The following is a 13,645-nucleotide window of genomic DNA, read 5'->3' on the forward strand; positions in this document are numbered from 1 at the left end:
TTTCTTACTCGAATGTTTTTAATTTTTCTGAAAGTTTAGAAGCATTTTCTAAAACATCTTGTGAAATTTGCGTTAAATCAAGGGAGTAGTTTTTAACACAATTTGCAAGCTCAGTTACTTTTTCTATATTTTGTTCTAGTTCATTCATTTTAGCTTTTGATTCATCGCTTTTTTCTTCCATGATTTTAGTAGAATGAATACTTGTTTTTAATTTTTCTATAGAAGTTCCAACCTCACCTTGCAAGATATTAGCTTTATTAGAAGTATCATTCATGGATTGATGAATTCCATCCATCAAACTTTTATTGTCATTGATTTGTTGCACTATAGTTCTTACAGTAGTTTCTATAGCAACTAAAGATTTTGTGGTTTTATCTGCTAGATTTCTAACTTCATCAGCAACTACAGCAAAGCCACGTCCGTGTTCACCTGCACGCGCTGCTTCAATAGCTGCATTTAGCGCAAGCAAATTGGTTTGATCGGCTATATCTTTTATGGTTGTAGTAACTTCTACTATGCTATCAGCACTTTGTACTAGCATATCCATAGCACTTAAAACACTTTGTTCTTTTTCACCACTTAACAATATAAGCTCTACTAATTCTTTAAGTGTAAGCTCAACTTTAGCCATTACTTCTTGCATACCATGCATATCATTTATAGTGTTTTTAGCTAAATTTTGTGTTAAGTCTATATGACTTTCTAAGATAGAACTTATTTCATGGACATTAGAAATTTGCTCATGTTGTAAAAGTGAACTTTGCTGTAAAACTTCAGCATTTTGAGAAAGCTTTTGTGAGCTTTTGTGACTTGAATTTGCAGTTTGTATAGCTTCTAAAACCGAATTTTGCACTATTTGTATAAAAGAGTTTATATAGCCAGCACTTGTTGCTAATTCACTTTTTTTATCAATATCTAATCTTGCACTTAAATTCGCATGCTCGCCAGCTAAGTTTGCACTTAGTTTTTCAAGTAAAGATATAGGTATGATTACTTTTTTTAATGTTAAAAGTATGAAGAAAATCAATACAGCTAAGGTGAATAAGAAAATTCCTATAGCGGTGTAAAGATTGTATTTGTTGTTAAGATTAATTTCTTGAGCAATGAAATTTTTATGAGATATGATTTCTTTTTGTAATTCTTGATCAAGAAAACTTTGAGAATTATCTTTTAAAATTTTAATCTGACTTAGTATCATTTTACAATGTGTGCTAAAAAGTTCAAATAATTCTTGTGGAAGCTGTGGATCGTTTGTGTTTAAATTTGCTACTAAACTTTGGAGACGATTTTGTGCTAAAGGTTCTAGTATATCCATAGTTCCTATGATGCTTAATATATCCCCGATAGATTCTATTTGTCTAGCTTCTTGAGCAGTAAGTGCTAGCTTGTTTGTTTGTTTAATGATTTCTTGTTGAATTTCATAAAGATAAAGTTTTGAATTTATAGCAATAGAATTAGCTGATTTAAAATGCTGTAATTGAGCATTTTTTTTCTCAAAAATCGTTTGTATTTTTTTAGTGTCTATTTTATTGGCTTTTAAAATTGCTAAAGTATTTTCAAAATCTTCTACCAAAGCAACACTAGTATCGTAATTTTGCAAGTTAAGTTTATTTTTAAAAATCTCATCTATTTTGGTATCTAGAATTTCTAATTTTTGAAAAGAACCCATGATGAGTGAATTTCTTTTTGTGGTGTTGTAGGTATTAAAGATAAATAAAGTCAAAGTTAAAAGTAATACCAAAACCACTATAGATAAAGTGATGAATTGTTTTAAAAAAGAAAAAGATTTTTTATTTGAGTGGGTCATGGTATTCTCCTGTTAAAGAATTTAAAAAAGCAACTATATCATCAACCACATCTTGTTCTAAAAATTTACCAAGTTGATAATAAGCCATAAATTGCACGCAAGCATCAAGTGTTGGCATGGAGCCATCATGAAAATAAGGAGCAGTTTTGGCTATATTTCTAAGGCTTGGCACTTTTACTACAAATTGATCATGAGGATCTTGGGTAATCTCATAGCGCCCTTTCCAGTTTGTTCCATTATCATAAGGCACAAATACGCCCATTTTTTGATACATATTGCCACCTATATTTTGACCTTGATGGCATGCTATACAACCATTTGATAAAAAAGCATTGTAACCTCTTTTTGCTTGCTCGCTTATTGCATTTTTATCACCTTTTAAGTAGCGATCAAAAGGAGAATTTGGAGTGAGTAAGGTTTTTTGAAACTCAGCTAAAGCGTGTGTTATATTTTCAAAGCTAATTTCTCCATAAAGTTTTTTAAACTCTTTTTCATAAATTGGGTTAGCTTTTACAATTTGTACTACTTCATTTTTATCTTTTAAGCCCATTTCTTTGGGATTTAATAAAGGATGTTTGGCTTGATCTTGCAAGTCTTTTGCATTACCTCTCCAAAATTGAGATAGATTAAAAACAGCATTGAAATTTGTAGGTGTATGAAATGGTTCGTCTATTATGCCATTAATACCCGTTGAAAAAGTTTTATTATCAACTCCAAATTTTGTAATATCATGACAAGTATTACAGGATACTTTTTTATCTTTTGATAAACTTGTATCCATGTAAAGCTTTTTACCTAAGGTAGCTTTTTCTTTATCATAGGGAATGCTTTCAGGCAAAGGGGTAATCATTTCAAGTGCTAAAAGTGGTAGTAAAGAAAATATTAAAATAATAAAAGCTTTCATAATCATTTTCCTTTATTTTATAAATTTTTAGTTAATAATTTTTATTAATTATAGCACTAAAATCTTAATCTTTTATAAGTAAATACAGTGGTTAGAAGTGTTATAAATGATAAAAATAAAATATAAATAAAAATTCCATAAACAAAAGGATTCTCAGGTCTTATAGCTAAAGAATGCAACATAAATACAAGCTGAGGTGTAAAACCACCTGCTATAGCATAGGCTATATTATAAGAAAAAGAAATTCCACTAAAGCGAATACTTGGTTTAAAAATTTTACACATTAAAATAGGCGCTAAGGCATTAATACCGCCAAAAAAACATGCAATAAAATAAAAATATATACTTAAATGTAAAATTTGAGCATAGAAAAAATAAAAATAAAAAAAGCAAGAAAGACTAAAACCTATTGTAAATATCAAACTAGTGATTAAAAAGCCAAATTTATCTACCCAAATTCCAGCAAGCAAAGTTCCACAAGATAAAATTATTATCGCAATCATTTGTATTAAAATAGCATCTGTTTTATCAAGAACTAAAACCTCAGGTATAAAATTTGGCATAAGTAAAATGAGTATAATCACGCAAGCTGTAAGCATCCATGTTAAAAGCATAGAGGCGATGATGTCTAAAAAAATATTTTTTTCTTTAAAAAGTGTCCTTAGCGGAAATTTTTCTAAATTATTTTCTTGATGCATTTTTTGAAAAATCGGTGTTTCTTCTAGAAATTTTCTAAGATATATAGAAATAACGCCAAAAAATCCACCTATAGCAAAAGGAATACGCCAAGCATAATCATAAATTGATTCTTGCTCAAAACAATGATTAATTACCAATGCAACAGCACATCCTAAAAGAATTCCAAAAGCCATAGAAGCATTAATAGCGCTAACACAAAAACCATCTTTCCCATCAGGCGCATGTTCTTTTACAAATACCCAAGCACCAGGTAATTCTCCGCCTATAGCTACACCTTGAGCTATTCTAACAAGTAGTAAAAATACCGGAGCTAGATAACCTATGCTTTCAAAAGTAGGTATAAAAGCTAAAGAAAAAGTTGGAAACACCATGAGTAATATGCTTAGCATAAACATTTTTTTACGGCCAAATTTATCACCAAAATGCGCCATAACTATACCACCAAGTGGCCTAGCCAAATATCCTGCTGCAAAGGTTCCATAAGTATTTAAAAGTTTCCAAAAATCACTCATATCGCTTGGAAAAAAATTTCTTGAAATATAATTAGCAAAAAAGACAAAAATCACAAAATCATAAAATTCTAAAGCTCCTCCCAAAGAAGATAAGGAAAGTGTTTTATAATCTTTTCTTTTTAAACTTTTTAGCATTTAAATACTTTCTTTTATAGTGTTTTGGTAATTATAATAAAAAATGCCGTAGTTTGTAAAAAATATTAAAAATTTAAAAAGAAAAATTGTGATAAAATAATAGCTTTGTATTTTGTAGAAAGGAGAAAAGCATTGGCAAAAGATGATATTATCGAAATTGATGGTAATGTAATCGAAGCTTTACCTAATGCAACTTTTAAAGTTGAATTAGATAATAAACATGTGATACTTTGCCATATTGCAGGTAAGATGCGTATGCATTATATTAGGATTATGCCTGGCGATAGAGTTAAAGTGGAACTAACACCTTATAGCCTTGATAAGGGTCGTATTACATTTAGATACAAATAAGTCTAAGTTGTTTAAAAGCAAAAGTAAAGTATAATTAGCACTTTTGCAGAAATTGCAATAAAACTGTATGAAGAAGTATTTTCAAAATCACCACTTATTTTGAAAATAGTTGGTTGCTCTAAAAACCTGGTGCAGTTGTAAAAAAAGTGGAATTTACAATAACAGGAGTAAAGCATGAAAGTTAGACCATCTGTTAAAAAGATGTGTGACAAATGCAAAGTAGTTCGTCGTAAAGGCGTAGTTCGCATTATTTGCGAAAATCCAAAACACAAACAAAGACAAGGATAATTTATGGCTCGTATTGCAGGTGTGGATTTACCAAAGAAAAAAAGAATTGAATATGGTTTGACTTATATTTATGGTATAGGTTTGCATACTTCAAGAAAAATCTTAGATAAAACAGGAATTTCTTACGATAAAAGAGTTCATGAACTAAGTGAAGATGAAGCAGCAGCTATCCGTAAAGAAATTCAAGAAAACTATATGGTTGAGGGTGATCTTAGAAAACAAGTTGCTATGGATATCAAAGCATTAATGGATCTAGGAAGCTTTAGAGGCTTAAGACATAGAAAAGGCTTACCGGTTCGTGGTCAAAAAACAAAAACAAATGCCAGAACTAGAAAAGGTAAGAGAAAAACCGTTGGTGCAAAATCATAAGGATAGAAAATGGCAAAAAGAAAAGTAGTTAAGAAAAAAGTAGTTAAAAAAAATATAGCTAAAGGTATAGTTTATATCAGTGCAACATTTAATAATACTATGGTTACTGTAACTGATGAAATGGGAAATGCTATCGCTTGGAGTAGTGCAGGTGGTTTAGGATTTAAAGGTTCTAAAAAATCAACTCCTTATGCAGCACAACAAGCAGTAGAAGATGCTTTAAATAAAGCAAAAGAACATGGTATTAAAGAAGTAGGTATTAAAGTACAAGGACCAGGAAGTGGTCGTGAGACAGCGGTTAAGAGTGTAGGTGCTATGGAAGGTATTAAAGTAACTTTCTTAAAAGATATTACCCCATTAGCTCATAATGGTTGTAGACCACCAAAACGTCGTCGTGTCTAAGAATAAGATATAAGATTTAGGAGAATTATAATGGCAAGATATAGAGGACCAGTAGAGAAATTAGAAAGACGACTTGGCGTAAGCTTGGCAATGAAAGGTGAAAGAAGATTAGCAGGTAAAAGTGCTTTAGATAAACGCCCTTACGCACCAGGTCAGCATGGACAAAGAAAAGCTAAAATCAGCGAATACGGACTTCAATTAAGAGAAAAACAAAAAGCTAAGTTTATGTATGGTGTTAGTGAAAAACAATTTAGAAGATTATTTAGCGAAGCTGCTAGAAAAGATGGCAACACCGGTGCGCTTTTAATCCAGCTTTTAGAACAAAGACTTGATAATGTTGTTTATAGAATGGGTTTTGCTACAACACGCCGTTTTGCTAGACAACTTGTAACTCATGGACATATTTTAGTAAATGGTAAAAGAGTGGATATTCCTAGTTATAGAGTAGAAGCAGGTCAAAAAATTGAAGTGATTGAAAAAAGCAAAAACAATCCTCAAATTTCAAGAGCGATCGAACTTACTGCTCAAACTGGTATAGTTGCTTGGGTTGATGTAGAAAAAGATAAAAGATTTGGAATTTTTACAAGAAAACCTGAAAGAGAAGAAGTTATCATTCCAGTTGAGGAAAGATATATCGTTGAGTTGTACTCTAAATAATAAAGGTTTTTGATATGAGACATATTACAACTTCTGCTTATACACCAACAGAGTTTAGTATTGAAAATATCAGTGATACAGTAGCAAAAGTAAGTGCATGGCCTTTTGAAATTGGCTATGCTATTACTTTGGCGCATCCTTTGCGTCGTTTGCTTTATTCAAGCACAGTAGGTTTTGCTCCAACAGGAGTTAAAATCAAAGGCGTAGCACATGAATTTGATAGTATGCGTGGTATGCTTGAAGATGTAGCATTGTTTATTATCAATCTAAAAAAATTAAGATTTAAACTAAAAACAGATTCTGAAAAAGAAGTTATAACTTTTAGTTTTAAAGGACCAAAAGAAATTTGCGGAAAAGACTTAGATAACGATGTTGTTGAGGTTGTGAACGCAGATAGCTATCTTGCAACGATCAATGAAGATGCAGATTTAGAATTTACCTTAATCATTGAAAAGGGTATAGGTTATGTACCTTCTGAAGAAGTGCAAAATTTCTTAGATCCTGAATTTATAGCACTTGATGCATTCTTTACTCCGGTAAAACATGCAGTTTATGATATAGAAAAAGTGCTTTTTGAAGATAACCCAGATTATGAAAAAGTTGTTTTTACAATCACAACTGATGGTCAAATTTCACCAAGTGATGCTTTTAAAAATGCTTTAGAAGCAATGTATAAACAATTATCGGTGTTTGATAAAATCACTAATGCTCAAAGCGTTGTAAGAAGCCAAACACAAAATAATGAAGTAGAACACGTAAAATTACTTCAAAATATAACTGAGTTAAATTTAAGTGCAAGAAGCTTTAATTGCTTAGAAAAAGCAAATGTGGTTTATATCGGTGAGCTTGCTTTAATGAGTGTAGGCGAACTTGCAGATTTAAAAAATCTAGGTAAAAAATCTTTAGATGAGATTAAAAGTGTGATGGAATCTATAGGTTTTCCTATAGGAAATTCAAAACTCAGTGATAGTGCAAAAGAAACGCTAAAAAGAAAAATTACAGAATTAAAAGCACAAAATGAAGGATAATCAATGAGACATAGACATGGATATAGAAAGTTAGGTCGCACTTCTACTCACCGTGCAGCCTTATTAAAAAACCTTACCATTGCTATTATTAAAGCAGGTAAAATAGAAACAACATTACCTAAAGCAAAAGAATTAAGAGGTTATGTTGAAAGATTGATCACTCGTGCAAGAAAAGGTGATTTCAATGCCCATAGAGCAGTTTTTGCTAGCTTGCAAGATAAAGAAGCTACAAATAAACTTGTAACAGAAATCGCACCTAAATTTGCAGATAGAAACGGTGGTTATACAAGAATTATCAAAACAAGAATCCGCCGTGGCGATGCTGCAGAAATGGCTTTCATCGAATTTGTAGCTTAATTTTTAGCCTTTTTAAAGGCTAAAAACTTCTTATTTTTATTTATTTACTTACTATTTTTTGTATTTTTATCCATTTTTTGCTACTATTAATCTTTTTAACTACAAAAAAGGAAAAAAATGCAAGAAAATTCAAGATTACGCATAGCTATACAAAAATCAGGTCGTTTAAGTAAAGACTCTATCGCCTTACTTGAATCTATAGGCGTAAAACTTCGCATACACGATCAAAGCTTGATTGCTTTTTCTACAAATTTACCTATTGATTTACTTAGAGTAAGAGATGATGATATACCAGGATTAATTTTTGATGGAGTAGTAGATCTTGGCATAGTTGGAGAAAATGTTTTAGAAGAAAATGAACTAGAAAGAAAATCAAAAAACGAAAACGCAGATTTTACAATGCTTAAAAAGCTTGATTTTGGTGGGTGCCGTTTGTCTTTAGCATTGCCAGAAAATAGCGAGTATAAAGGTATAGAAAGTTTTAAAAATTTACGCATAGCAACTTCTTATCCACAGCTTTTAAAGCGTTTTATGGAAGAAAATAACATTCCTTATAAAACTTGTATGCTAACAGGCTCAGTTGAAGTAGCACCAAGTGCAAATTTAGCTGATGGAATTTGTGATTTAGTTTCAAGTGGTGCTACTTTAAAAGCAAATGGGCTTAAAGAAGTTATGGTGATTTATAAATCAAAAGCTTGCATTATCCAAAGAAAAGAAAGTTTAGCTTCACATAAACAAGAATTAATCGATAAACTACTCATTAGGATTAATGGAGTTATGCAAGCAAGAGAGTCAAAATACATCATGTTGCATGCTCCTATTGAAAAGCTGGAAAAAATCACAGCTTTATTACCAGGTGTTGAAAAACCTACGATTTTGCCTTTAGAAAATGATAAAGCTAGAGTGGCGCTACATATGGTAAGTCAAGAAAATTTATTTTGGGAAACTATGGAAGCTTTGAAAAAAGAAGGCGCAAGTGCGATTTTAGTTTTACCTATTGAAAAAATGCTCTCTTAAAGGATAAAAATGCAAATACTTGATTTTGAAAAATTAAACCAAAGCGAACAAGAATTAGCACTCAAGCGTCCTGCTATAAGTGCTAATGCACAGGTTAAAACCATAGTAGAACAAATCATTGAAGATGTTAAGATAAATGGCGATGAAGCTTTAAAACAAATGGCTATAAAATTTGATAAAGTAGAGTTAAATTCCATCAAACTAAGCGATGAAGAGCTTAGTAATTTAGCAGAGCAAATTGATGATGAGTTAAAACAAGCTATTAAAATAGCTTATGAAAATATCTATAAATTCCACAAAGCTCAAGAAAGTAAAACCATAGAACTTCAAACCTTTGAAGGGGTAACTTGTAAGGTGCTAACAAGAGCCATTGAAAAAGTAGGGCTTTATATACCAGGAGGCTTAGCGCCACTTTTTTCAACTGCACTCATGCTAGCTATCCCAGCTAAAATTGCAAAATGCAAATTCATAGCTTTAGCTTCCCCAGCACCACTACACCCTGCCATTGCTTTTGTAGCAAAACTTTGCGAAGTTGATGCAGTGTATCAAATAGGTGGAGCAGGAGCCATAGCAGCGCTTGCTTATGGAACGCAAAGTGTGCAAAAAGTGGATAAAATTTTTGGCCCAGGAAATGCTTTTGTAACTGAAGCCAAAAAGCAAGTTAATAATCATGGAGTAGCTATTGATATGCAAGCAGGGCCTTCAGAGGTATTAGTTTTAGCAGATAAGTTTGCTAATGCTAAATTTATAGCTTCGGATTTACTCTCACAAGCTGAGCATGGAGCAGATTCTCAAGCGATTTTAGTTTGCACAAGTGAAAAATTAGCCAAAGAAGTAGATAGTGAAGTTGCTTTACAGCTTGAAAAACTCTCGCGTAAAGAAATTGCTTCAAAATCTTTAGCACATTCTAAAATCATTCTTGCAAAAGATATAAAACATGCTATAAGCATTTCAAATGACTATGCACCCGAACATTTGATCATTCATACACAAAATCCATCTAGCTTGCTTGATGATATTATGCATGCAGGTTCAGTATTTTTAGGTGAGTATTCTCCAGAATCTATGGGAGATTATGCAAGTGGAACAAATCATGTATTACCAACTTATGGTTTTACTAAGTCTTATTCTTCTTTAGGGCTTGCTGATTTTATGAAAAGAATGAGCGTGCAAGAACTTAGTAAAGAAGGCTTTAAAAAACTTGGGCCTGTGGTGGAAATTTTAGCAGCAGCTGAAGGGCTTGATGGGCATAAAAATGCCGTGAGTTTAAGATTAGAAAGTCTAAAATGAGTGCAAAAATTTTATTTATTGATAGAGATGGCACGCTCATTGATGAGCCAAAAGATGATTTTCAAATCGATTCTTTGGAAAAACTTGAGTTTGAAAAAGGTGCCATCAATGCACTTTTAAAGTTAAAAAATTTTGGTTTTAAATTTGTTATGGTGAGTAATCAAGATGGCCTAGGTACAAATTCTTTTCCTAAGGAAAATTTTGACAAGGCTCATGAAAAAATGCTAAGTGTTTTTCAAAGTTGCGGCATAGAATTTGAAGATATTTTTATATGCCCACATTTTGAGCATGAAAATTGTGCCTGTAGGAAGCCAAAAACTGCCATGCTTGAAAACTACATTAAAAACAAACTTTATGATAAAAACAAAAGTTTTGTTATAGGCGATAGAGACAGCGATATGCTTTTGGCGCAAAATCTTGGAATTCAAGGTTTAAAATACGACAAGAACGACTTTAACTGGGAACAAATCTCTGATTTTATCTTGCAAAATTACCGCAGTGCTTGTATAGAGCGTAATACCAAAGAAACTCAAATTCAAGTTAAAATAGCGTTTAATGAAAAAGCAAAAGCTAATATAAAAACAAATATCGCATTTTTTGATCATATGTTAGAGCAAATTGCTACGCATGCAAATATATCTTTAGAGATAAAATGCAAAGGGGATTTAGAGGTTGATGAACATCACAGCGTAGAAGATGTCGCGCTTGCTTTGGGAGAGGCTATCAAAAGCGCACTTGATCAAAAAATAGGCATTGCAAGATATGGCTTTGTTTTGCCTATGGATGAGTGCTTGGCAAGTTGTGCGATTGACTTTTGTAATAGACCGCATTTAGTTTATAAGGCTAAATTTAAAAAAGAAAAGCTTGGAGAATTAAGCACAGAAATGATAGAGCATTTTTTCTACTCACTAAGTTATGCTATGGGTGCGAGTTTGCATTTAAAAGTTAAAGGCAAAAACGATCATCACAAGGCCGAAGGACTTTTTAAAGCCTTTGCAAGAGCTTTAAAAATGGCTATAAAAATAGAAAATGAAAACCTAGCAAGCTCTAAAGGAGTGATATGAAACTAGCTATTATAGATACAGGTTGTGCGAATTTAGCTTCTCTTGCTTTTGCGCTTGAGTGTTTAGGGCAAAAAAGTATCATCACGCATGATTTAAAAGAACTCTCGCAAGCAGATAAGCTTTTGCTTCCTGGGGTTGGCACAGCAGCTAAAGCAATGACTAATCTACAAGCACTTAATTTAGAAAATTTTATCCAAACTACCACAAAACCACTTTTAGGTATTTGTCTTGGTATGCAAATTTTGGGTAAATTTTCAGAAGAATTACACCAAAAAACACTTGGTATTATGCCTTTTGATACACAAAAATTCCAAGAAAAAGCAAATTTTACTTTCCCGCATATGGGGTGGAATCAAGTCTTTAGCTCACATGAACTTTTTAAAGGCTTGGATGGAGCTTATTTTTATTTTGTGCATAGTTATTGTGTGGGCTTAAATGAATACACCATCGCAGAGTGTGAGTACTCTACTAAATTTAGTGCAAGTTTAAACAAAGACAATTTTTATGGTGTGCAGTTTCACCCTGAAAGAAGTGGCGAAGCGGGTGAAGTGTTATTAAAAAATTTCATAAATATGTAGGTAAAAATGCAAACTCAAATCATTCCAGCATTAGACTTAATAGATGGTAAAGTGGTAAGGCTTTATAAAGGAGATTATGCTAAAAAGCAAGAATACAGCTTTGATCCTTTAGCTAAATTTCAAGAGTATGAGGCTCAAGGCATTGCTTGGCTTCATTTGGTGGATTTAAGTGGTGCAAAAGATCCTAGTAAAAGACAACTAAAACTCATAGAAAACCTAGCTTCTAAAATCAAAGTAAATCTTCAAGTAGGTGGGGGAATTCGCACTAAAGATGAGGTTAAAGCTTTGTTTGATAGTGGTGTTAAACGCGTAGTTATAGGTTCTTTAGCGGTTAAAAACAAAGCCTTTACACAAGAGCTTTTAAATGAATTTGGTGTAGAAAGTATAGTCTTAGCGCTTGATAGTATTTGCGTTAAAGATGAGTTTTTTGTGGCTGTTGATGCATGGAGCAAAACAAGCGATGAAAAATTATTTGATCTTTTAAATTTTTATAAAAATGTAAAGCATATTTTATGCACAGATATTTCTAAAGATGGCACGATGAGTGGAGCAAATATCACTTTATATAAAACTTTGCATGAAAAATTCCCACATTTACAAACCCAAGCAAGTGGAGGCGTGGCGAGCTTAGAAGATTTTAAAAAGTTAAATGGCATAGTAAGTGGTATCATCGTAGGTAAAGCCTTGCTTGATAAAGAATTTAGCATAAAGGAGGCTAAAGAATGCTTGCAAAACGCATAATCGCATGTTTAGATGTAAAAGATGGTAGAGTAGTTAAAGGGGTGCAGTTTAAAAATCATGAAGATATGGGCGATATCATCGAGCTTGCTAAATTTTACTCACAAAATGGCATTGATGAGCTTGTATTTTATGATATAACCGCTTCAGCTAAAAATGAGCGCATTGATAGGACTTGGGTAAGCAAAGTAGCACAAAATATCTCTATACCATTTTGCGTTGCAGGGGGTATAAAAAGTGAAGATGACGCAAAAGAACTTTTAGCAAATGGTGCTGATAAAATTTCTATTAATTCCCCTGCTTTAAATGACCCTGATTTAATCTCACGCCTTGCAAAAAGCTTTGGAGTGCAATGTGTAGTCGTAGGTATAGATACTTTTAAAGATGAAAACAACGAGCTTTTAGTCTATAAATACACCGGAGATGAGAGTAAATCTCATCATAGCGGTAAAAAAACACTAGAGTGGGTAAAACAAGTATGTGAGCTAGGAGCGGGCGAAATCGTGTTAAATATGATGAATCAAGATGGCATGAGAAAGGGCTATGATCTTGATCAACTTGCTAAAGTTAGACAGATTTGCCCTGTGCCTTTAGTGGCAAGCGGTGGTGCAGGGGCCAAAGAGCATTTTTTAGATGCTTTTAAACTTGGTGTTGATGGAGCTTTAGCAGCTTCAGTGTTTCATAAAAAACTTATAGATATTAAAGAATTAAAACTATTTTTAAAAGATCAAGGCATACAAATTCGTATTTAAAGGAAAAGCTATGAAGATAAATGAAGAAGAATTCATAAAAAGCATTAACTGGCAAAAGGTTAATAACCTTGTTCCTGTGATCATTCAAGATTATCATTCTTGTGAAGTTTTAATGCAAGGTTTTATGAATGAACAAGCTTTAAGAGAAAGTTTTAAGCACAAAAAAGTGGTATTTTACTCACGCACTAAAGAGCGTTTGTGGATGAAGGGTGAGCAAAGTGGAAATTTTTTACATATTATAGATATGGGGCTTGATTGCGATAGAGATTGTATCTTGATTTTAGTTAAACCTAGCGGGGCTACTTGTCACACAGGTGATACTTCTTGCTTTGAAACACTTTCTAAAAAGGCTGATTTTGTATTTTTATCGCGTCTTGAAAGGCTGATTAATTCTCGTAAAAGCACCTGTGCAAGCTCTTCTTACACGGCTGAACTTTTTTCAAAAGGTACTAAACGCATAGCACAAAAAGTAGGCGAAGAAGGCGTTGAAACAGCTTTAGCTGCTACTGTTAAAGACAAAGATGAGCTTATAAATGAAGCAGCTGATTTACTTTATCATTTAGAAGTGTTATTAGCTGATGCGGATTTGAGTTTAAATGATGTGATTGCTAAATTAAAAGAAAGAAATAAAAGTTAAGCGTGATTTCTCACGCTTAATTAAGCAATATTTTTGAAAAGATTTGCTGACTATATCGAG

17 protein-coding genes are annotated in these 13,645 nt (G+C 32.5%); 14 read left to right on the top strand and 3 right to left on the bottom strand.

Annotation, left to right across the window (positions count from 1 at the left end; translation table 11 throughout):
- Positions 1-4: 4 nt before the first annotated feature.
- Genes L8U98_RS04235 through L8U98_RS04245 form a run of 3 tightly spaced genes read right to left on the bottom strand, consistent with a single transcriptional unit; the run spans position 5 to position 4,057 of the window.
- Positions 5-1,807: a methyl-accepting chemotaxis protein gene (locus tag L8U98_RS04235; RefSeq protein ID WP_263725017.1), complete on the bottom strand. Its 1,803-nt coding sequence runs from the start codon at positions 1,805-1,807 to the stop codon at positions 5-7.
- Entirely contained in the window at positions 1,791-2,714 is a 924-nt protein-coding gene (locus L8U98_RS04240; protein WP_412175042.1) for a cytochrome-c peroxidase, read from the bottom strand. Before L8U98_RS04240 ends, L8U98_RS04235 begins: the two co-directional genes overlap by 17 nt.
- A 53-nt stretch (positions 2,715-2,767) precedes the next feature.
- Complete coding sequence (locus tag L8U98_RS04245) at positions 2,768-4,057, bottom strand: MFS transporter (protein WP_263725019.1); 1,290 nt, start codon at positions 4,055-4,057, stop codon at positions 2,768-2,770.
- Positions 4,058-4,189: 132 nt separating this feature from the next.
- Here L8U98_RS04245 and infA point away from each other — a divergent pair, with 132 nt between their 5' ends.
- The 14 genes from infA (at position 4,190) to hisIE (ending at position 13,585) form a co-directional block, all read left to right on the top strand.
- Positions 4,190-4,408 carry a translation initiation factor IF-1 gene (gene infA / locus L8U98_RS04250; protein WP_012660842.1) on the top strand — a complete coding sequence of 73 codons (219 nt, stop codon included), beginning with the start codon at positions 4,190-4,192 and terminating at the stop codon, positions 4,406-4,408.
- Between the two features lie 174 nt (positions 4,409-4,582).
- Positions 4,583-4,696: a 50S ribosomal protein L36 gene (gene rpmJ / locus L8U98_RS04255; protein ID WP_002781429.1), complete on the top strand. Its 114-nt coding sequence runs from the start codon at positions 4,583-4,585 to the stop codon at positions 4,694-4,696.
- 3 nt (positions 4,697-4,699) lie between these two features.
- Complete coding sequence (rpsM, locus tag L8U98_RS04260; protein WP_012660843.1) at positions 4,700-5,065, top strand: 30S ribosomal protein S13; 366 nt, start codon at positions 4,700-4,702, stop codon at positions 5,063-5,065.
- Positions 5,066-5,074: 9 nt separating this feature from the next.
- Positions 5,075-5,467 (top strand): 30S ribosomal protein S11, encoded by a 393-nt coding sequence (gene rpsK / locus L8U98_RS04265; protein WP_012660844.1) that lies wholly within the window; start codon positions 5,075-5,077, stop codon positions 5,465-5,467.
- A 30-nt stretch (positions 5,468-5,497) separates the two neighbouring features.
- A complete protein-coding gene (gene rpsD, locus L8U98_RS04270; RefSeq protein WP_039617184.1) occupies positions 5,498-6,124 on the top strand; it encodes a 30S ribosomal protein S4 in 627 nt (208 codons plus the stop codon).
- A 14-nt stretch (positions 6,125-6,138) separates the two neighbouring features.
- A complete protein-coding gene (locus tag L8U98_RS04275; protein WP_263663730.1) occupies positions 6,139-7,152 on the top strand; it encodes a DNA-directed RNA polymerase subunit alpha in 1,014 nt (337 codons plus the stop codon).
- Positions 7,153-7,155: 3 nt separating this feature from the next.
- Positions 7,156-7,509 (top strand): 50S ribosomal protein L17, encoded by a 354-nt coding sequence (rplQ, locus tag L8U98_RS04280; protein WP_012660847.1) that lies wholly within the window; start codon positions 7,156-7,158, stop codon positions 7,507-7,509.
- 117 nt (positions 7,510-7,626) lie between these two features.
- A complete protein-coding gene (gene hisG / locus L8U98_RS04285) occupies positions 7,627-8,526 on the top strand; it encodes an ATP phosphoribosyltransferase (RefSeq protein ID WP_263708696.1) in 900 nt (299 codons plus the stop codon).
- 9 nt (positions 8,527-8,535) lie between these two features.
- Positions 8,536-9,816 carry a histidinol dehydrogenase gene (hisD, locus tag L8U98_RS04290; RefSeq protein WP_263725020.1) on the top strand — a complete coding sequence of 427 codons (1,281 nt, stop codon included), beginning with the start codon at positions 8,536-8,538 and terminating at the stop codon, positions 9,814-9,816.
- Positions 9,813-10,880 carry a bifunctional histidinol-phosphatase/imidazoleglycerol-phosphate dehydratase HisB gene (hisB, locus tag L8U98_RS04295; RefSeq protein WP_263725021.1) on the top strand — a complete coding sequence of 356 codons (1,068 nt, stop codon included), beginning with the start codon at positions 9,813-9,815 and terminating at the stop codon, positions 10,878-10,880. Before hisD ends, hisB begins: the two co-directional genes overlap by 4 nt.
- The gene (hisH, locus tag L8U98_RS04300; RefSeq protein ID WP_263725022.1) at positions 10,877-11,458 is read left to right on the top strand and encodes an imidazole glycerol phosphate synthase subunit HisH; all 582 of its coding nucleotides are present in this window, start codon (positions 10,877-10,879) and stop codon (positions 11,456-11,458) included. Before hisB ends, hisH begins: the two co-directional genes overlap by 4 nt.
- A 6-nt stretch (positions 11,459-11,464) precedes the next feature.
- Entirely contained in the window at positions 11,465-12,199 is a 735-nt protein-coding gene (gene hisA / locus L8U98_RS04305; protein ID WP_263725023.1) for a 1-(5-phosphoribosyl)-5-[(5-phosphoribosylamino)methylideneamino]imidazole-4-carboxamide isomerase, read from the top strand.
- A complete protein-coding gene (hisF, locus tag L8U98_RS04310; protein ID WP_039625107.1) occupies positions 12,181-12,948 on the top strand; it encodes an imidazole glycerol phosphate synthase subunit HisF in 768 nt (255 codons plus the stop codon). Before hisA ends, hisF begins: the two co-directional genes overlap by 19 nt.
- A gap of 10 nt (positions 12,949-12,958) precedes the next feature.
- Positions 12,959-13,585, top strand: coding sequence for a bifunctional phosphoribosyl-AMP cyclohydrolase/phosphoribosyl-ATP diphosphatase HisIE (gene hisIE, locus L8U98_RS04315; RefSeq protein ID WP_263725024.1), 627 nt, complete (start codon positions 12,959-12,961; stop codon positions 13,583-13,585).
- The last annotated feature ends 60 nt before the right edge of the window (positions 13,586-13,645 follow it).

Source organism: Campylobacter sp. RKI_CA19_01128, assembly GCF_025771175.1.
GTDB lineage: Bacteria > Campylobacterota > Campylobacteria > Campylobacterales > Campylobacteraceae > Campylobacter_D.